Genomic DNA, 21,943 nt, shown 5'->3' on the forward strand with positions numbered 1-21,943 from the left:
TTTTGCCTATTTCCTCTAAGGTTGTAGCAAAATCAATATTACTATTGCCCCAACCATCTATAGATACAATAGCTCCATCAGCTCTCATTCCTTCTATCCAAGCAGCTGCTCTTTGAGCAACAAAAACCTTATCTTCATTTTCCTGCGGCGTTCCTGCCACTATAATTCCAAGAAGGTCTACATCTCCATCATTGGATACAATTTCAACTAGCGGGTCCCTAAAATGATGAATAGTTGTTTCCTTAGTGGATGGTCCGATTCCCACACTTATCACCTCTGATTAGCAGATTAGTGCATAGCTCTCAATGCACCATCTCTATACTCATTAGGACTTAATAATATAGGCATATTACCCATATCAATTATCGATCTGCATCCTAAGAAACCACCTGGCTCTTTTCCTAGAAGCCCTGTATCATACATACAGCCTTGTCCTGCTACTTGTTTTAAAATAACAACTTTCTTCTTATCAGGTTTTACTTTATCAAAATATTCGAACTTTTCATCGCATAGTCTTCCATTTAACTTTTTTAGAACTTCTCTTATTTCTTGTATTATGACATCACATGCTCTATGAGCTGCCATAGGACCAGGTCTCCTACTGCCCTCTCCATCTTTTAAAATAACATCCACATGTATTATAATGTCATTCTCCGAAGGTGTACCTCTTCGACCAAACTTAACTTGTTCCTTTAATATTCCTTCAGAAGATCCAAACTCCGCAACCTGTACTCCTTTTTCATCAACACCTGTTAACATTACCGTTACTCCTGTTAAAACATGAGTAATCCCTTCACCTAATTTTCCCAATACCTTTGTAGCTATTGGAGAAAAATCCATTATTGAATTCACAAATATGTTATGGTTGTCTGGATACAAAATATTTATTTTTAGCTTATCAATTAAATCTTCTTCTTTTATTGAGTCTATTGATGCGTTATTTCTTATATATAGTACCCCATCTTTTATATAGGTTTTTTCTGCAAGTTCAACCTTTTCAATATGAAAAGTTTTTATTACCAGACGTCTTATTTCCTTTTCCAAGCAAAACCACCACACTTTTATTTAGTACCCAGAAACCAGCACTAGATGCTGATTTCTGGCTTATAAATTAAACTTTAGCTATATATTCATATGGAAGTGGAACTATTGTTCCTGCTGTAGTTATCTTTGTTAATTGGATCAACGAATCCTTTACTATACCTGTTTGCATTTCTATATCATGTGGCTTTCCTGCATTAGCGCCCATTGGAACTCTTGGAGCAACTGCTCTTGGAGTACCTGTTTGTTTAACTACTGGAGGTAACGCTGCTATTATTATAGTAGGTATTCCAGCTTCTTCTATTGCTCTCTGCACCAATACTGCAGAGCGGTGGCAAGTTCCTCATCCAGCAGTCATTAAAACTGCATCCACGCCTTCGTCTTTTAATATCTTAGCGATAGCTGGACCTGTTTCTTCTCTAAATTTTTGTTGGTTTCCGCCGCCGCCCATGAATCCTACATGAGTTTCAGCAACTTCTTTTATAAATCCTTCTGCTGCAAGTTCTCTTAATCTATCTATTGGGAACATACTGTTGATGTCTTTATTAACATCGCCATTATCATATCCACCGTGTGACACCATAAGCTCTCCTGATGGAGTATCACCTGGTACTGTTCTAAATGTAAAATCTCCTGCTAGGTTAAATCTCTTGTCTGACTTCAAGTGTACCCCTGCTGCTGTAGCCAATGCTATTTTCATATCTTTAAGTTCTTTTGTCACAGGAGTCCAAACTGGTGGAGGTGTTATAGGAACAAATATTTCTGATTGTAATCCCTTAACAACAGTTAAACTCATTATAAATTACCTTCCTTCCGATTTTTTATATCTATATTACTAACGTATTTTTCGTTAGCTTCTTCTGATAAAACTTCTAAAAAGCTCATTTTAAAGCCAACCTCCTGACCAACCTTTAACGGATAGTCAGTTATTAACATCCTCATAGGTACTTTTAAGTAACCCAATCTTCCTTTAAGATCTAATGCTACGCATCCATCATGTATTTCGACGATAATACCTTGCATTTCTATAATCTTGTCACCATATTTTAAATCCATTCTATCTCCTACTTTGTTGAGTATTTTTCTAATCTCTTTTGACTCATAGGGACAGCTGTTTCGTTTTCAACTCTTTCAATTGATTTTCCTGCAGCCTTTTCTAATAACTCAAGATTGCTTTCCTTAACGTTTGGATTCCATTTTCTTTCTGAAGCCTTAACTTCTTCTCCAGACATAGCTGTCTTTAACATTCCTAATGCTCTTACAGCATCTTCTGGGCATAAAGTGTTGCATGATAAAACTTCGTTTTCTATACCAGCTTCTGATTTGTTGTTATCAACCATATATTTCATGTATGGGTTACCAACAACTAGAGCTCCTTGAACTGCACAGAATGACATACCTACGCAAGGTATTCCTCTCATACCGATTTGCTCAATGTGGCTTGCAAAATCGATGTGGTTGTTTCCAAATCCTTCTGTTGTAACAACTGCTCCATCAACGTCCATAGCTTCTACAGTCATACCTAGTCTTTCTGATACATAGAACTTTTCGCTGTTTATTTGAGGACTTCCTACGAATATAACTCCGCAAAGGTCTACTTCTGGATCATTCATAGCTTCTATTACTAATGGCTCTCTCCAGTAGTGTCTTGAACACTCTTTTGATGCAGGTCCTATACAAGTTAATGCGTGGATACCTCCATCTAATACTTCAAGTGGTGATAAAACTACTGGAACGTTTCCTAAGTCAACGTTTGGTTTTCCACCAAGTACTCCAACTGGTTCAACTGGTAGTATTAAGTTATCGTGCATAGCACCTTGACCCATTATTTCCTTAACAACTACAACTTTTTTCTTTCCTGGTCTTCTCTTTTGCTCAAATACTTCTGTTCTTACTACTAAAGAGTCATCAAGTTTCTTTAACGCTTCTCTGATTTCTTGAGTAATAAAATCAGTTGCAGTATGAGCAGCAAGTGGACCTGGTCTTTCCATGTTTGTTCCAGCTGCAATTATAACTTCAGTCTTTATGAATATTTCTCCTTTGTCTGGAGCTCCTGGTCTACCAAATTGGATGTTTTCTTCTAAAATACCTTCTGATGAACCGAACTCACCTATTTGAACTCCATTTTCATCAGTACCTGTAACTACTACTATAACACCATCAATTACTCTAGTGTTTCCTACACCTAGTTTGCTATCTGCTTCTTTAGTTGCTATTGGCTGAACATCCATTATTGTTTCACTGTATGTGTTGTACTTATCTGGAGTTATAATATCAATCTTTATAGATTTAACTAAGTCTCTTACTTTTACAGCATCATCACAAATATTTTCTCTTATATAAAGAGTTGTACCTTCAATCTTTGTTTCTGGTCCAAATTCTACTTTGTCAATTTTATAATGTTTTCTTGTAAGAGTTCTTAAAACTTTTTCTTCAAGCTTTACTTCACTAACAGCATCTGCTGCAGCAGCTTTTTCTACTTTTACAGCTTTATCAGCCTTTACAGAAACTGGTGCTGCACATTGTGCTGGTGGTGTGCTTATAGAATTTAAAGGTACTTCGATATCTATACCCTTACCTTCTGCTATCTTAATTCTTAAGATACCATTGGTTACACTTGATGTTGCTTTTTGTGCTTCTCCCATATCAACTTCCTCCTCATATCCTTCTAGCAATTCAGGCTTCACAGGTGTTAGAGCTGGAGTGTCAAATTTTAATGCTTGTCCAACAACTTCTCCTCTGCTTAGAACCCTATCAGTTAATTCTATCAGTAATGAGTCCTCAAGTTTTTCAAAATTAATTGGATTTTCTAAATCCTCTATCCCTATAATCTGACCTGCTTTTTTATTATATTTTAAAACTGCCTTTTCCTCCGCCTCAGTTAACTCCTCTACTTTTTCTTCTTGAGCTGTAACTTTAATGCCTTCTAAAATATCTGGAGTTAATGGAGTAAGAGAATCGATAGTTTTTAAAAGCTTTGCTCCTAAAACCTCTCCTATTTTAAAACAATTATCTGGTATAGTTAAAAGTCCCGAATCAACCATATCTGGAAATATAGCCGGATCTTCTAAATTAGCTGCTGATATTATTGTTCCTTCTTCAGTTCTACAGCATACTACAGCTAATTCATTTTTAAGCTGTTCTGCATGTTCAGCACTCATTGACATAAGTACATTACCTCCTTCTATTCTTCTAATCTTCTTGTTAATTTATGGTCAACTGTCCTAAAAATGTGGTCTGTATGGTGATATACTCCAAGACCAGCTTTTGGGGCACAACTCATAACTGTATTTGTGCAATCACTACAATTAGATATTAATATTCTTTCTGATCCTGCCTTCTTTAACTGCAAAACTGCAGCTGTTTGGCCCGGTCATTCTCCCGGAGTTTTACACTTTAGAGCACCTTTAACATGTTCTACATTCTTACATTCAACAGCGGTAACTATATCTGAGTTCATTTTTTCTGCTATTTCTCGCAATCTTTCTTCGTTAGCACCACAAGCACAAACTAACAGTCCTAACTTTCCTTTGTATTCTGGTAATGATATAGTTACTATAACTCCGCCTGAAATCTTTGTTACGGTTGAATTTTCTAATTCTCCTGATTTTCCTGTATATGGTCCACCTATTACAATTTCACCATACTCTCCATCTATGCCACCACACTTTTCTATAAGGCTCTTTATACTACTTCCCACAGGCACATCAAAGAATACATTTGGTTCTTTTCCTGATTTAAGTTTTCCTATTACAGTTATATCTTTATCTATTACTGGCTTTCTTTCCTCAACAGCCATAGTTATATTTGCTAAAGTTTCTCCATTCAAAACTACACACTTGGCATCAAGTGGTAATTGAGTAGGCTCTAGCCACATCCCAAATATTTCATGTATAATAGCTCTTTCTTCCCCCATTGGATACATATCTCTTAGCTTTTTAATTTCTATTGAACTATCACCATTTAAGCATTTTTCCAACGATGCTATAGCTTCTGGATGTTTGGCCTTTATAGCTATGTATGCTTTTTTAGCTCCAGTAGTCTGCATGGCATATCTTATACCTTTAACTACTAACTCTGGATTTTCTTCTATTCTTTTTATGTTATGATGAAGTACAGGTTCACACTCAACACAATTAGCAACAATATATCCATCAGGTATTTGTGCCTTTAATTTAACATGAGTTGGGAAGCCTGCTCCTCCAGCTCCAACAATTCCAGCTTCGTATACTGAATCTACGATGCTTTCACACTGTTTTATTTTTACATAATCTTCTGATTGAGCTTCATCAGCTTGTATAACGATTTCATTAGCTGTAATCTTAGATACTGTTCCAGAAATACTGCTGTGAATCTTTGCTCCTAGCCCATTTGGATCTGCAATGCATTCCCCTCTTTTAACCAGCTGACCTTCTTTAACCGTAGGGACATCTGGTGCACCTACATGCATTTTGAGAGGGAAATAATAATAAGCTCCCATGTCATCCCTCCTAGTAATTTATATTTCATAGTAATTTATATTTCATAATTAATAGCCAGCATATTCCATGCCAATTATATGTACATTGTTTAAAATTTTTATAAGTATTACAAATACTGTATTTGAAAGCTATAAGCAAATCTTATAATTTTTATCCATAATATACTTTTTTCAAAATATTGACACAATTCTATCTGTAATTTATTTACAGATAGCTATATTGCTGGGATAAGAATAAAAAAACAGCTATGTCCAAAAATAGACACAACTGTCAAAAACTTAACAAATTAGGTGTATAATTTATCCTATGTTATATTTTCCTAATTTATAATATAGAGTACTTCTTTTAATATTTAATATTTTAGCAGCTTGTTGTTTATTACCATTAACCATACTCATTACATCTTTAATGGTCCTTTTTTCAACATTCTCAACAATTCTTTCAAGGTCATGTTGATTTTCTCCCATATCTTCACTATCAGATGCACTTTCTAAAATATATTCGGGAATAGAGTCTACTGTTATTTTTCCGTCATTGGACAGTACAACCATTCTTTGAATTACATTTTTTAGTTCTCGTATATTGCCATCCCACTTATAACTAGTTAATATTTTGTATGCTTTTTCATCTATATCATTTATTTTAATGTCTTCTTGTTTTGAGACTTGTTCTAAAAATAGATTGCACAAATCCTTTATATCTTCTTTTCTATCTTTAAGATCTGGGAGATGGATTTGAACCACTGCTAGTCTATAAAATAAGTCTTCTCTAAATTTATCTTCAGATATTAATTTTTTTAAATCTCTATTAGTTGCGGCTATTATTCTAGTATCCGTAGTTACAGACTTTTCACTTCCAAGCCTATATATAATCCCATCCTGTAAAACTCTCAAAATTTTTGCCTGCATTTCCAGAGGCATGTCTCCTATTTCATCAAGAAATAAGGTTCCTCCATTAGCAAATTCAAATTTACCTATCTTCCCTTTTCTTATAGCTCCAGTAAATGCACCTTCCACGTATCCAAAAAGTTCACTTTCAAACAAACTCTCAGGTATTGCACTACAGTTAATTGCTACAAAATTGCCAGTTCTACCACTGGCCTCGTGAATGGATCTAGCAAAAACTTCTTTACCAGTTCCGCTTTTACCAGTGATAAGAACACTAGTTGATGTTGGTGCTACCTTCTCTGCAATAGCAATAGACTCTATTATCTTCTTATTTTTCCCAATAATAGATGGGAAATTATATTTAGATGCTATTTCCTTTTTGTATGCATGTTCTAAAAGTTCTACCTTTTTCTTCTCATACTCCAGCTGCTTTGTTAAATTTTCAGCATCAGTGATATCTCTATCTGTAGATACCACGGCAATTAAATTACCCTTCGAATTATATAGCGGAACCGCACTTAAGGCCACTAATTTCCCTTCTACCGGCTGATGACACACGTTATCTACTCTTTTTTCTGTTTTTAGCACTTGTATGCTTAATGCATTTGGAAAAAAATCCTCTAAATTCTTGTCTATTATATCCTCAACAGTTACTCCGTAGAGCTTCTCTGCACTTTTATTCCAATATCTTACTATTCCATTTTCATCGCATATACACACAGCTTCATGTAAGTTATCAAACACATTACTTTGAAGATTAAACAACTCATCCATCTTTAAGTAAAAGGTGTCTCTTATATTATTACTAGTTACAATTCCCACTACTCTTTCATCTTCTATTACAGGTAGTCTACCTATATTATTTTCTAGCATAATATCTCTAGCTTCTCTTGCAGATGAGTCTAAATCAATGGTTATTACATTCTTATGCGCAAAATCAACTATAGGTGAGTCAAAGGATATATTTTTCTTTTTAATTTTTGCCATATCATTCATAGTAAAAATCCCTTGTAACTTATGTCCTTCGTCTGTAATGACAACTTCTTCTTTATATCCTTCTATCATCATATACAGTGCCTCTTTTACACTTGTATCAACATCAACTTTTATAAAGTCTTTTGTCATTATATCCTTAACTCTATATATTAACTCAGCTATGCTCACTTCTTCACCTACTTTTTTTACTTATATGATTTAATTATATTAATAACTGTTATATAATACAATTAAAATTTTATTCTGTAGCTGTATCACTTAACTTAGTTTCTATTTCGAGTTTTTCATTATGATAAATGTGCCTTAATATATGTTTGATATTTATTCTTTTATTATTCATATATATATTAGCATGATATTTTGAATAAAGCTCAAAAATTTTTCCTACTTTAATTAAAGTCTTATCTAATAGGCCTAGATTTCCATCATTTAGTTCTAAGTAAGTTCTCTTAAATTCTAATTCCACTACTTCCATAAACTCATTTATGCTTATACTTCCTAAACCAAGACTATTTTGGGACCTTGCAACTATAACTAGGTCATAATTCATCTTATCTCTTCTATTATCTATAAGCCCTGCTCGCAGCTCTGTATGGATTGGGTAGGTTTTTTCTACTAAAAAACCTGATTCAATTAAAGCTTCTATTAATACTTGCCATCCTTCTACAGTACTATTATTGTAAGTAAGTATTAATGGAGATTCATCTTTTAGTACTCTTCTGGTTTCCTTAAAGCATTTAGTTAATTTGAATTGAAATTGCTGCATAGTTATCCCTCTTACATCGTTTACAGTAACTTCATTATTAAATAGTATATGCTCCTGACCAAAAAAATTATATTTGTTCTTTAGTATCATTCTATCCCAAACATAAAAAAACTCACTTATTTCACTATAGTTTATAGCCGAATAGTATGGGGGATCTGTAACTACAGCATCTATAGATTTATCTGGTAAAAAAGATAAATCATCTGCACTGCCGCACTCTAGCATAGTATTTTTATCAGAACTTATCAACTCTTGGAAATTATCAGTAAATTTCGAATAAAATTTTTCATCTTCTAATATTACATTCTTATTCTTTCCACCTATACTTTCTCTTTCGTAAGGACAATAATTGAACTTTTTACTTTGAATAAAAGATTTGAAATATTTCACAAAACTTCCTCTGCCAAGTTTTGTACCCCATATATTATTTTCTACGGGATTCATTACCGGAGCCATATGGTGGTCGCCAAATAATGGTTCTATCTTACCGCATTGCGAGTTATATATGCAGAACATATTATTGGCATTTATAGCGTTTGAAAATACGCATAAAAATAACTCCTTAATTTTTTCATCTTCAATTTTATCTATTTCTTCTATAAGCCTAGATAAGTAATAGAGTTGCCTATAGTTAAACATCTGATTCCAGTAATTATAATTATGATTTCTAATTTGCTTCGTATTATATCCATCTGGTATTTGAGCATCGGGAATAAATCTACCTATCCTATAACTTAAACTTTCATATTTCGTTTTAATATCCCTATATTTATTAAAATCATTTTTATCAGGTATTTTAAAGCCTTTCTCTCCTGTTTTAGGATCATAGTATTGAATTGCGTAGATCTCCGCTGAAAGTGGATCTTTTCTTTTTTTCATTATATCTTTCATCAAGTTCCACTTTCCACCACAATTATCACATATAAAGTTTCTACCTTTATAAACGCCTGTATCCTTATCAAATTTATAGTTACAGTCTTTACATATTAGAATCTTTTCATTTCCTCTTACTATTTTTCCACACTTAGGACATATATTATAGTTATCAAAATTTTTTTTAATTAGCTTTGTAATAGAATAGGATGGAAACAACTTAACGTATCTACCACAGCTAGGGCACTTAGCTTTCTTTACCCAAAGTACATACATTATATCAACTTTTCGATTTATATTTTCATTGTAATCATATATTTCAGTGGTGTATTCATCTTTTATTTCATTACCTATATTATTTTCTATCCTAGTAAACTCAACCTGCAGCTTCTTTATCATTTCCTGCTGCCAATTGTCTTTATCTAGTTCTGGTATTTGAAGTTCATTTTTTGTTATAAACCAAGCAACCGGATTGATATCTATGCCTATGGCTTTCCCACCAAGTCTAAGAGTATTTGCTAGTGTAACACCTCCCCCCATAAATGGATCCAGTATTACCTTTCCTTCTAGTAGCTTTGGATTATTCCTATAATATATTTTGTGAAAATCACTCACATTCTCTTTATCTAATTCCAATGATAAGAGAATGCTTCGAAATATAGCATCTGTTTTTCTGCCAAACCACTTATGTATTTGATATATGGGTTTCTTACTATTTGCTTCTTTTTTAGATATTTTTGATATAAATTCTATGGGAATATTACTATCTATAGACTTTAACATATCCAATCACCCTTATATAAAATAATAAAACACATTGAAATCACATATTGCTTTTCATGCAGAAACATGTCTGCACAAAAAGCAATATCATAAATTAATATATTCAGCAGTATATTTTGTCTACTTTTAATTATAAATGCAATAGCCATTATTTTAAATACAATTTATACGACTTTTAATTGTTCTGCTATTAAATTTTTATTTTTGTATTGTTCCATATCGTTATTCTTTAGCTTTTGCCATAACTTATCCATAGTCTTTTCAGGATTATAGTAAAACTCACTTGGTCTTATTCTTAAGAATGTCCACCCTATTCTTTCCAACTCCATCTGTACTTCCAACCTCGCCTCCCAGTCATAATTTTCGTTAAGCATCTCTCCCTCACATATGATAGCTACTTTATTTGTTGAGCCTTCTACTACAAAATCTATTTTGTATCTTCCTATTTTAACTTGAGAGGCTAATTCAATTCCTTTATCACTAATCATATTATATACGTCTTTTTGAAATCTCGTTTGAAAAGCATAATTAATATTTGTGTTATGACAATTAACTTTATCATAGTTTAGACAATAATTTAAAAGAGAATATCTAATACATTCTGGATTAAGCTCCTCTAAATCTATTGAATAAATTAGCCACATCTGATTTCTAGCCCTACTCGCTGCTACATTAAACCTTCTAATATCTGATTCCTTAGTCAGAGCTGTAAATTTTACGTTATTTGAAATAACCATTGATAAAAACATTATGTCTCTTTCATCACCTTGGAAGGAATAAGCATCTCCACATATAAGTTTTCTTTTTATCATCTCCTCTTCACCTATTTTTTCTCTTATCATACTTTCAATTAGTTCACCTTGAGATTCTCCAAGAAGAGATATAGCACCCATTGTCATTCCTTCATATCGCCTATCTCTGCAGCATTCCGCTACTTTATTTGCTATAAACTCTGCCTCCGGAATATTAATTGGCTTACCTTGCTCTCTGAATCCGTTGTCAATCTTTACTGGCACCACAGGAGGATAGAATGCCTCATAGGATTTAAGATATCTTAAAGGCTTTATATCTCCAGCGTAGCAGTTATCATTACTAAACTTAATTATTTCTGGTACACATCTAAAATGTTCTCTAAGCATTAATCTATTAGGGAAAACTCTTAGTGCAGTATCGTAAAGACTAGTCTGAAGATCAAACCATTCGTTTTGAGGTATATCCCTTAAATGTTTGTTAATCAACCCCTGTATAAACCCTTGATCTATTCCTACAACTTCTGGGCTTATCTGTTTATCATCTCCTACTATAATAGCTTTCTTTGCCCTCATTAATGCACATATTGAAAATATATCGCTTTGACTACTTTCATCAAATATAATTACATCAAATAAGTCTCTTGATAGTTTTATATTTTCAACTACTCTATTTAAAGGCATAATCCATACTGGAATTATTCTTTTACACTTCTCCATCTCATCCTGAGCTATTCTTCTATAGTTTGAGGCCATTTTCCCAGTACCTTTGCCAATCCTCTTTACCGCTTGCATCCATGCAAATAGACTTCTCTTTTCACTTTCTGTAGTTTTTAATATTTGATTATACCAAGTTCTTTTTGCTACTAGTTCTTTTATCAACATCTTCTCTCTTCTTTTTTCCTCAGATATGGCTGCTTCAATAGAGTCAATATTTAATTTATGAACATCTTTTAATAAAGAACTCCACTCCGCCCATTTCCATGCGCTAGCCCAATTTTTAAAGAGCAACCCAGCATTTTCCCACTGATTAAGTATCTTTTGGGTTGTATTCGGACAGGCTTCTTCTAATTTTCCTATAAGATTATCAAGCTCTATGAACTTGCTTTTTATAATTTTAAAATTATCGATTTCCTTTAGCGCATCATTAATCTTAACTAAATTCATCTCTTCAACAGCATCGTATAATTGTTCTAGCTTTCCTGTAGCCAAAATAAGCTTTTTCAAAACATCAATATATGCTTTTAGATTGTTATACTCATCTATTTTCTTTATACATTTAACACCTTCGATTAAGTATTCATAAGTTTCTTTTTTATACCAATCTATATTTATTGATATAGAGATTTTACCTAATGCTGCTATTACTTCTTTTTTGTAATTTTTATCCCACTGAACAATACTATTCAAGTGTTTTATATGCTGTTCTATTTTAATCATTTGAAGATTATTCTTATCATCTCCTGATACTTCACTTTCATATTCCTTAATCGTATTATTCCAAAGCGTTGTTAGCTCTCTAACTATAAGCTTTTCTTGAATATACAGTTTTAATATAAAAGCTTGATCTAAAGTCTCTAGAGGTTTGTAATCCACTATACATTCATTAATTATATAATTAAATTCAGGATGAATAATTCTAAAAAGCTTACCTACTTTTTTCTTTGAATTTATATTTTCATATAGGATATCAAAATCCTTATTAAGTTTATCTATATCAACCTTATCAGGTAATTCCACACTATGATTTCTTAATTCATTTCTTATTTTTCCCAGCACTAGCATATAATCATTAGATTTATGCCATAAATCAATCATAGAATCATGCACTATTTTACTTTCATAATACTTTGTAAATATATTGCTAAATATGCTATTTTCTAGATGACATATTGAATTTTTACATTGCACTAATAACTGTAATAATCTGTCATAGTTACATCTGTCTTTATCAGGTATACGCCAGTCCTTTATATATTTTATACAGTTCTCATATTCATTACTTATTTCTTTAAACCTGATTATTTTTTGGCATATTTCTTTGCTTTTAGGCAACTTATCTACCATAACCTTTAATGTATCAAAGTTGCTTTTTTCATCTTTACTAATTCTGCTCAATAAAAAAGTTAATCTTTCAAACTCTAATTCTGATATAGGCATTTTTTTCTCAAAGCTAACTTTATCTTCTATCCAAGAGCATTTTTCTTTGTTTCTTTTAACCCAAGCTGCAATATCTATAATCTTATATTTTTCATTGTTATAATTTATAGCTTCATTTTCTATATGCTGAATCTCCTTAAATTGGTCATACAGAAGTTCTTGATTTTTTTTACATTTGTCTAATTCTAACTTTAAGTCTTGGATTTCTTCATATAAATTTTTAGGATTTACAGAAAGATTGTCAGATATTTTTTTAACCGACTCATTAAGCTTTTTTAATGAAGCAGTATCATTCCCTAAAACACTCATGCATAATGGCTGAACCTGTTCAGGTATCTTATCTGTCAGAACCTTTAGTGCTCTATCCGTTTGGCTAGTTACGAGCACTCTCTTCCCATGAGCTAATAAATGGCATATTAGGTTTGCTATTGTGTGACTTTTCCCTGTTCCTGGAGGACCTTGTACTACTACTCCATAATTTTCACATATTCTTTTCACTACCTCTCTTTGCTCCGAATTAGATGGCAATGGAAATAGCACATCTTTATGTACTTCACTCCACTCCTTTAAATCTTCTTTACTTTGTTCTATTTTCTCATCACTGACTAAAGACTTAATAGTTTTAGGTATTGGTTGTCCATTATCTACCTCATTTATAATATTATTGAGTTCCAGCTGCCATAATCTCATATTGTTTTTTCTAATTATAATTACAGGTATATTATAAATTACAGGATCGCTTGATAAAGCTATTTTATCTATTGGAACTCTTAGCTTTTCAAATCTTCCATTAGGACTTAAGTATGATACTATTTCTGTCAAAATGTCTTCTATTTCATTCATATTTCGTGGATCAAAATTTATATCTTTTAATTTTCTTTCTATGTCAAGTATGCTGTATGAATTAGGTATGTCTATCCCATCGAATATGTTGGCTTCCATAATTGTTTTATTATCTGGAACCAATCTAAATATATTGCTGTTAGCATTAAAATCTAGTTTCATTCTTGTTGTTAGGACAGGATGCATTATTTTCTCATTGTTAAAATTCCAAGCTATGAGTCCATGGCCCCACACAATCTCTACACTTTCTCCTTTTTTCTGAAACTCCAGAAAAAGTTTAAAAAATTGTTCATATATACTTTTACACTTTTTACTTATTTCAAGCCACCAGTCTTTGTCATCACCTTTATTTATGTTACATCCAATAGTTTTGCAAAGCTCTTCCTCCCAGTATATCTTTTCATAATCCCAAACAGTTCTTATTATTTTCTCATTTAAATTCTTTACATTTAATAGATAAGAAAATAACTGTATTACTTTGTCTTTGTAGTCCATTATTTTCCCTCCCGTAATAATAACCTATAAGCATATTTGCCTTCTTGTAAAATTATACCATTTATAGTAATGTTATTCAAAATTTTCGTTAAACATATTTCAAATCTAACTGACAGCTTTTTTAGACTTATTTCTAAAAAAAATAGCTCAATGAACTATAAAGTTCATTGAGCTATTTTTATTCAGTAACATTTTTAAATTTTCCTATACCTATATATATTATGTATCCAACTATAGCAATTGCTACAACTATGTCTGCAATATGGAACCAAGGACGTATTGCAACCCAATTCTCTCCCATTTTATATCCAGCATATCCAAGAACTATACTCCATATTAATGATCCTAAAAATGTGTATATAGTAAACTTCTTAAAGTCCATCTTGCTTATACCTGCTGGTAAAGATATAAAGGTTCTTATTATAGGTAGTAATCTAGAATAAAAAACAATTTTTTCACCATATTTGTTGAAATATTCGTCACTTTTCTCTATTTTAGATTTAGATAGTCTTAATTTATCTGCGTATTTTTCAACTAATGGCCTTCCACCGTATTTTCCTAAGTAGTATGCTCCAATTGATCCTACTGTACCTCCTAAAGTTCCCATCATTATCATCCAGAATAAATTTAGTCTTCCGGTATAACTTAGATAACCTCCAAAGGGAAGTATGGCTTCGCTTGGTATTGGAATACATGCACTTTCTAATGCCATTCCAAAAAATATCCCTAAATACCCTAACTTATCTAGAACTAAAATAACTACATTTATTAAACTTTCTATCATATACAGCTTCCTTTCTTAAGGCACATGAAAATATACTGTCATGCTGGCTTGTCATTTGTTTGAGTGTGCCTAACTTTAGCATATTAAAATCTATATTAAACACCAATAACTTTCCAAATTGCTTATAGATTTACTCAATTATTAACCGTAAGATTATTTTTACAAATAACCTTACGGTTAAAACATACTTCTCAAATAAAATATTTTGTTATTTTTTACATGAGTTTCTTTCTACTAATTCATGATTTAAAACATAATTTTTAAGTTCTATCTCCTGCTTATTTATGATTTTTATAAGCATTCTCATACCTACTGAACCCATATCATACATAGGTTGAGCTATAGTTGTAAGTTTTGGATAGAAAACAGAAGCTGAGTAAATATCATCAAAACCTATAACATCTACTTCTTCAGGAACTTTTACATCCTTATCTCTCAATGCATTTATTGCTCCCATTGCGATTTCATCACTAGCACAAAATACAGCATCTAAGCTTTCGCTTTGAAGGATGTTATTCATACCTTCATATCCATCTTGTGCCTTTAATCCTCCAAAATATACAATTTTCTCATTTAATTCAATATTATTTTGCTCTAAAGCTTTCTTGTATCCTATGTACCTTAAGGCACTAGCATGCTCTGCATCTTCATGAGTTCCTATATAAGCTATCCTTTTGTTGCCCTTTCTAATTAGATAATCTACGCCATCAAAAGCAGCCTTTTCATTATCTATAGTTACACTTGGAATATCCCCTTCTCTACTTGTAGTTTCAACTAAAACCATTGGAAGTTCTAGTTGATTTATAAGTTCTAAAATATTCGGTTCAAGGGAAGTACTCATATATAGAACTCCATCTACCATCTTTTCTTTTAAAACTCTTAGATACTCTATTTCTTTTTCTGGATCTAAATCTGTATTACATAGCATTATATTATAGTTATATATATTAGCTACATCTTCTGCCCCTCTCACTATTTCAGGGTAAAACTGACTTGATATATCTGGTATTATTATACCTATTGTTCTTGTTCTCTGGGTCTTTAGACTCCTAGCTACTATATTTGGTCTATACCCTAACTTATTTATAGCTTCTAAAACCTTTTTTTTAGTTTCTTCATTTACTACATCTACATCATTTAGTACTCTTGAGACTGTAGCGATTGATACACCTGCTTCTTTTGCTACATCCTTAATTGATGCTGCCATTTTATCAACTCCCGATATATTTTCTTTTAAATATTATACTTATAAAACGTTTTTATTACAAGTTAGTTTGTGTTAATTCTGCAAATCGATGTTTCGACTTAGTGAAACTAGCTTAAAAATATGATAGTTTTCTGATGTAAGAAAGAAAACTCACCTTCACTGTCCTATGTCAATTGTCCTCTGTTCTCTAATAAAAATGTGTATAAGATACTATTATCTTATACACATTTTTTTGAATTATTACTTAACTACTTCTACTGATATATTAAAGTCTTCTCCGTTTATCTTGCATTGATTATACTCTACATCTGCATTATAAATAACTTCCGCTGCAAGAGTATCCCTTTTAATTTCTTCCTCATGCTTTTTAACTACTTCTTCAAGAGATTTATTTCCTGAAACATATAGTTTTATCTTATCAGCAACTTCAAATCCACTTTCTTTTCTCATATTTTGTACTTTGCTTAATATTTCTCTAAGATTTCCTTCTTCTTTTAATTCTTCTGTAATATGAGTATCTAATACTACACCAACTTCACCTTCACCAGCAAATGCAAATCCTTCTAATCCTTGCATTGTTACTAGTAAGCTTTCACTTGTTAACTCAATGTCCTCTTCATCTATTGTTATATAAACAATTTCTCCAGCTAGTATTCTTTGAGCTAAATCCATTTGATTCATTGATGAAATTTCTTTTCTTATAGCTGGTATTAGCTTACCATATGTTTTACCAAGCACAGGTAAATTTGGTTTTATGTCAAAATTAACATACTTTGAAAGATCCGCTCCAAACTTAACATCTTTTATATTAAGCTCTTCCTTTATTATATCTCCATAGTATTCTGGAAGTGACTTAGTACTTACAAGCATTTCCGAAAGTGGCTGTCTGTTCTTTATGTTAGCTGAGTTTCTTGCACTTCTTCCTAGTTTAACTATTCTATAAGCATCTTCCATGTCTTCTTCTAAATCTTTATCAACTAAAGCTTCATTGTATTGTGGCCAGTTGCATAAATGAAGACTTTCTGGAGCTGATGAATCAAGACCTACAACTAGGTTTTGATAAATTTCTTCTGTCATAAATGGTACAAATGGAGCTGCTATTAAACTTAGGGTATTTAACACTCTATATAGAGTTACATATGCACCTACCTTATCATCTGTTAATTCCTCACTCCAGAATCTAGCTCTATTTCTTCTTACATACCAGTTAGATAATTCATCTACAAACTCTGCTATATTCTTAGCAGCTTCTGTTATTTTATATCCATCTAGATAGTTTTCTGTTTCTTTAATTAAAGAATTCAGTCTTGACATAATCCATTTATCCATTACATTTCCACTTACAAAATCATTGTAATCTAATGGATTAAAGTTATCTAACTTTGCATATAAAACATAGAATGAGTATACATTCCATAGTGTTCCTAGGAACTTTCTTTGAGTTTCTCCAACATCATCAACTGAGAATCTTGTTGGTAACCAAGGTGCACTTGCAGTATAGAAATGCCATCTTGTAGCATCTGCTCCTTGAGCTTCTAAAACTTCAAATGGGTCAACAACATTTCCTTTTGACTTTGACATCTTTAATCCATGCTTATCTAAAACGTGTCCTAATACAATACAGTTTTCAAATGGATTTGTATCAAATATAGCTGTTGATACAGCAAGTAATGTATAGAACCAACCTCTTGTTTGGTCAACCGCTTCTGATATAAATTGACCTGGGAAGTTCTTTTCAAATACTTCTTTATTTTCAAATGGATAGTGATGTTGTGCAAAAGGCATTGAACCTGAGTCAAACCAGCAATCTATAACTTCTGCAGTTCTAGTCATTTCTTTTCCGCAATGTGGACATTTTAGCTTAACATTATCTATAAATGGCTTATGAAGTTCTACATCTTCAACATTACCAACAGATTTTTCTTTTAACTCTTCTTTACTTCCTATACATTCTCTGTGACCACATTCACATTCCCAAATTGGAAGTGGTGTCCCCCAGTATCTATCTCTTGAAATACCCCAATCGATAACATTTTCCAAGAACTTACCAAATCTTCCTGTCCTTATGTTATCTGGATACCAATTAATTTTATTATTATTTTCAAGAAGCTTATCTCTTAATGATGTCATTCTTACAAACCAGCTATCCTTTGGATAGTACAGAAGTGGAGTATTACATCTCCAACAATGTGGATATGAGTGAGTAAATTTCTCTGATTTATAAAGCATATTGTTTTCTTTCATATATTCTAGAATCTTAGGATCTGCTTTTTTAACAAACATTCCAGCCCAAGGCTCTACTGACTCTACAAATTTACCTTCTGCATCAACAAGATTTATTAATGGTATATTATGTTTTTTACATACTAGGTTGTCATCTTCACCATAAGCTGGTGCAGTGTGAACTATTCCTGTACCATCTGATAAAGTTACAAAATCACCATGAATTACAAAGAAAGCTTTTTCTTGTGGCGTTTCGAACTTGAATAATTGCTCGTATTCCGTTCCTAGTAATTCTTCACCTTTAAATTCTTTTACAATTTCGTAATCTCCTTCTATAACCTTTGAAGCTAAATCCTTTGCAACAATGTAAGTTTCTCCGTTATTTAAAACTTCAACATAGGTATAAGCCTTATTTATAGTTAAAGCCATGTTTGAAGGCAATGTCCAAGGCGTTGTTGTCCACGCTAGTATATATTTATTTTCTTCACCTTTAACCTTAAATTTAACAAATGCTGTAGCTTCTTTAACATCTTTATATCCTTGAGCAACTTCGTGTGATGATAAAGCTGTTCCACATCTGGAACAGTAAGGAATTACCTTATGTCCTTTATAAAGTAAGTCTTTATTCCACATTTGTTTTAAAGCCCACCATACTGACTCAATATAGTTATCATGATATGTTACATATGGATTTTCCATGTCAACCCAAAAACCTATTTGTTTTGTCATCTCTTCCCATTTGCTTACATAAGTAAATACGCTTTCTTTACATTCTTTAACGAATTTTTCCACGCCATATTCCTCTATTTGAGGTTTTCCTGAAATCCCAAGTTTCTTTTCTATTTCTAATTCAACCGGTAATCCATGTGTATCCCATCCAGCTTTTCTTAAAACTTTATACCCTCTCATAACTTTATATCTTGGAATTATATCTTTCATAACCCTTGTAAGAATATGTCCTACATGTGGTTTTCCGTTTGCTGTAGGTGGTCCATCATAGAAAGTAAAATATTCTCCATCCTTATTTGAATCAAAGCTTTTCTTTATTACGTCTCTTTCTTCCCATAGTTTCATTACATCTTTCTCCATTTGCACGAAACTTCTGGAGTTATCAATTTTTTTGTACATAATCTAAGCCCCTTTCTATTCATATTGTAATTTTTAACTATTTTTCTAGTTTTATACTAAAAGTAACCATTTTATAAATAAAAAAACTTCATCCAAAATAGGACGAAGTTAAATTCGCTATACCACCTATGGGTAACAATAATTCAAGCACAGACATACTCTATTCTCTAACGCAGAATTACGAAGAAACTTACTAAAGATTTAATCTTATTCAGCTACTTAACTCCCAGGTGATTTTCTTTAAATCTTTCCTGTGGATTTTCACCATTCTCCACTCTCTGTAAGTAACACAGATTTAAATACTTTTCCTGCTCAACATTTTTAATCTTATAATTTACATTATGTTTTTAATTTGTTTTTATTATAGTATAAGGTTTTTTCATTGTCAATTTATTTATATAAAAATTTGATATGAATTTTGCCTATTTTCCTAAACATTCTAAAATTCCATTAGCTATAGCCTCAGCATACTTTTGTCTGTAAGAATCACTTGCTAATTTTTCAGCATCATTAGGATTTGTTAAAAATCCTAGCTCTGTAAGCACTGCTGGCGAATTTGTATTCTTTACAACATAAAGCCAGTTTCCGTCTTTAAGACCTCTATTATACGTACCTACTCCACTAATTATGTTCTTTTGTATGGCTGTTGCTAACCTTTCAGATTCTGAATTTGATTCATTTCTTAGAGTTTCTGTACCATTTGCACTATCAACCTCAAAGGAATTACAGTGTATAGATACGAAATACTTTGCATTTGCATTATTAGATATATCACAACGTTTTTGAAGACTTTCTGTAACACTCATAGGTACTGATCTTTGATCTTCTGTTCTTGTATATACTACCTTTACACCTCTATCTTCAAGTATCTTTCCTACTTTTAAGCCTACAGATAATGTAACATCATCTTCTTGTAATCCACTTATACCTGTTGCACCTGTATCTTTACCTATTCCATGCCCCGGATCAATACACACTACGTTATTATCTGATGTATCTGGTTTTGAGAAAACAGTCAATATAAGACTTACGCTCCCACTATATCCAGCTACAGTACCTTTATATGTAAATGTACCTTCTTTGGATGTATCTACATCTTTTGAATCCCATATTACATTAACCTTTTTAGTACTTCCATCGCTCATAGTCGCAGTTACAGCCAACGGAAGCGTATAATTACTCCCAACAGCTACACTAACAGGAGTATCTGCTATTGAGCTTATTTTCAGGTTGCTTTGATTCTTTAAAGAAAGAGATTTAATTATTCCATTAGCTATAGCTGATGCACTTTTATTTTGAAAATCTGAAGTTCCAAGCAGGTCTCCTTCTTGCTGATTACTCATAAATCCTAACTGCACCATTACTGCATTCCCTGAAGCTCCTCTTAATATTTCATGTTGTGCAAGTCCAACTTTTATTCCTCTATTAGTAAGTCCAGTATCCTTTACCAATCCATCTTGAATAGCTTGAGCTAACTTTTGTCCTATAGCATCAGAATCATTATAATATGTTTCTACTCCATTTGCTGATGAGTTATTAGGAACTGAATTACAATGTATACTTACAAAGAAATCTGCTTTACCATTGTTAGCTATATCAAAGCGAGGTTTTAAATCATTATCTTTGCTCCATGTAATGCTGTCACTTTGTCTTGTATATATTACATTTACACCATTATCCTGAAGAATCTTCCCTACTTTTAAAGCTACAGATAGATCTACATCCTTTTCTTTTATTCCTGACACACTTACATTTCCTGAATCGTTTCCACCATGTCCTGCATCAATGCAAACAGTAAGCTTTTGATCATTGTTTACCGTACTGCTCTTAGTGGAAAATTTCATTTTAGCTGGTTTTGCTAAATTACTTTTATTTATACCCTTTATACCATCCTTAATAACTAAATCATAGTTTTTACCATAGGTATACTGACCCTTAGGTGATACTATAATAGAACTCTCATCACTTCCCAATTTCAGATCAACTGGTATCTGCTGTCCACTTTCATCCGTTACCATTATAAGAGAGCTATCAATTGTATTTTTATCTAGTTTTTGATTAAACCTTATTGTCCATGACTTATCTAGTTCTATATTTGTTTTAGTTCCTTTGTCGTTATAAACACCGTCAGCATGTACAACATTTGCTTTTATGAAAAAACTAAATATAAGTAATAACATTGAGATGAAAACAGCATATCTCCTTTTACTTTTCAAGTGACCACCCCACATTTACTAAAAATCATCATCATTTACTGTATATTTGAATATTCTTATATAATATTCACTAAATACTATTATAATATAAATTAACCAAATTTTATACAAAAAATCAAATATACTTTCATATTAAATTAAATTTCATTTCAATTTTTCACCATATAAGACATATGGATATTTAGATAAAACTTTATCCGATGACTTACCCGCTCTAATACTCCCACCTTCTCAAAGTGGGAGTAAAAAGCGGCTATGTCCCTGGATAACGACTTCTAAGCTTCAGATGGAGTCAAAACTCCACCTGAAGC

Annotated in this window: 13 protein-coding genes and 1 other annotated feature; all 13 genes read right to left on the reverse strand. The window is 32.1% G+C overall.

Annotated features, from left to right (window positions below; translation table 11 throughout):
• Positions 1-265, reverse strand: a 265-nt coding sequence (locus I6U51_RS25085; RefSeq protein WP_343069616.1) for a glycine/sarcosine/betaine reductase component B subunit, incomplete at its 3' end; no start/stop codon positions are given.
• Positions 266-288: 23 nt separating this feature from the next.
• Positions 289-1,044 (reverse strand): proline reductase cluster protein PrdD, encoded by a 756-nt coding sequence (prdD, locus tag I6U51_RS10390; protein WP_211142588.1) that lies wholly within the window; start codon positions 1,042-1,044, stop codon positions 289-291.
• A gap of 67 nt (positions 1,045-1,111) precedes the next feature.
• On the reverse strand, positions 1,112-1,837 hold the full coding sequence (gene prdB, locus I6U51_RS10395; RefSeq protein ID WP_211142589.1) for a D-proline reductase (dithiol) protein PrdB: 726 nt from the start codon (positions 1,835-1,837) through the stop codon (positions 1,112-1,114).
• Positions 1,837-2,097 (reverse strand): CBO2463/CBO2479 domain-containing protein, encoded by a 261-nt coding sequence (locus tag I6U51_RS10400; protein WP_211142590.1) that lies wholly within the window; start codon positions 2,095-2,097, stop codon positions 1,837-1,839. Before I6U51_RS10400 ends, prdB begins: the two co-directional genes overlap by 1 nt.
• Positions 2,098-2,105: 8 nt before the next feature.
• Complete coding sequence (gene prdA / locus I6U51_RS10405) at positions 2,106-4,208, reverse strand: D-proline reductase (dithiol) proprotein PrdA (protein WP_211142591.1); 2,103 nt, start codon at positions 4,206-4,208, stop codon at positions 2,106-2,108.
• A gap of 17 nt (positions 4,209-4,225) precedes the next feature.
• Positions 4,226-5,521 carry a proline reductase-associated electron transfer protein PrdC gene (gene prdC, locus I6U51_RS10415; protein ID WP_246517245.1) on the reverse strand — a complete coding sequence of 432 codons (1,296 nt, stop codon included), beginning with the start codon at positions 5,519-5,521 and terminating at the stop codon, positions 4,226-4,228.
• A gap of 300 nt (positions 5,522-5,821) precedes the next feature.
• The gene (prdR, locus tag I6U51_RS10420) at positions 5,822-7,573 is read right to left on the reverse strand and encodes a sigma-54 dependent transcriptional regulator PrdR (RefSeq protein WP_343069618.1); all 1,752 of its coding nucleotides are present in this window, start codon (positions 7,571-7,573) and stop codon (positions 5,822-5,824) included.
• A gap of 70 nt (positions 7,574-7,643) precedes the next feature.
• A complete protein-coding gene (locus I6U51_RS10425) occupies positions 7,644-9,827 on the reverse strand; it encodes a DNA methyltransferase (RefSeq protein WP_211142594.1) in 2,184 nt (727 codons plus the stop codon).
• 164 nt (positions 9,828-9,991) lie between these two features.
• On the reverse strand, positions 9,992-14,074 hold the full coding sequence (locus I6U51_RS10430; protein ID WP_211142595.1) for an AAA domain-containing protein: 4,083 nt from the start codon (positions 14,072-14,074) through the stop codon (positions 9,992-9,994).
• 178 nt (positions 14,075-14,252) lie between these two features.
• Positions 14,253-14,858 carry a DedA family protein gene (locus I6U51_RS10435; protein WP_211142596.1) on the reverse strand — a complete coding sequence of 202 codons (606 nt, stop codon included), beginning with the start codon at positions 14,856-14,858 and terminating at the stop codon, positions 14,253-14,255.
• Positions 14,859-15,066: 208 nt separating this feature from the next.
• Positions 15,067-16,065, reverse strand: a complete 999-nt coding sequence (locus I6U51_RS10440; protein ID WP_211142597.1) for a LacI family DNA-binding transcriptional regulator — start codon at positions 16,063-16,065, stop codon at positions 15,067-15,069.
• Between the two features lie 240 nt (positions 16,066-16,305).
• On the reverse strand, positions 16,306-19,416 hold the full coding sequence (ileS, locus tag I6U51_RS10445; RefSeq protein WP_211142598.1) for an isoleucine--tRNA ligase: 3,111 nt from the start codon (positions 19,414-19,416) through the stop codon (positions 16,306-16,308).
• A 95-nt stretch (positions 19,417-19,511) separates the two neighbouring features.
• Positions 19,512-19,741 (reverse strand) — a binding site (T-box leader).
• Between the two features lie 97 nt (positions 19,742-19,838).
• Positions 19,839-21,596 carry an N-acetylmuramoyl-L-alanine amidase gene (locus I6U51_RS10450; protein WP_211142599.1) on the reverse strand — a complete coding sequence of 586 codons (1,758 nt, stop codon included), beginning with the start codon at positions 21,594-21,596 and terminating at the stop codon, positions 19,839-19,841.
• Positions 21,597-21,943: the final 347 nt, after the last annotated feature.

The sequence above is a fragment of the Clostridium aciditolerans genome (genome assembly GCF_016316925.1).
In the GTDB taxonomy this organism is placed as follows: Bacteria; Bacillota; Clostridia; order Clostridiales; family Clostridiaceae; genus Clostridium_AM; species Clostridium_AM aciditolerans.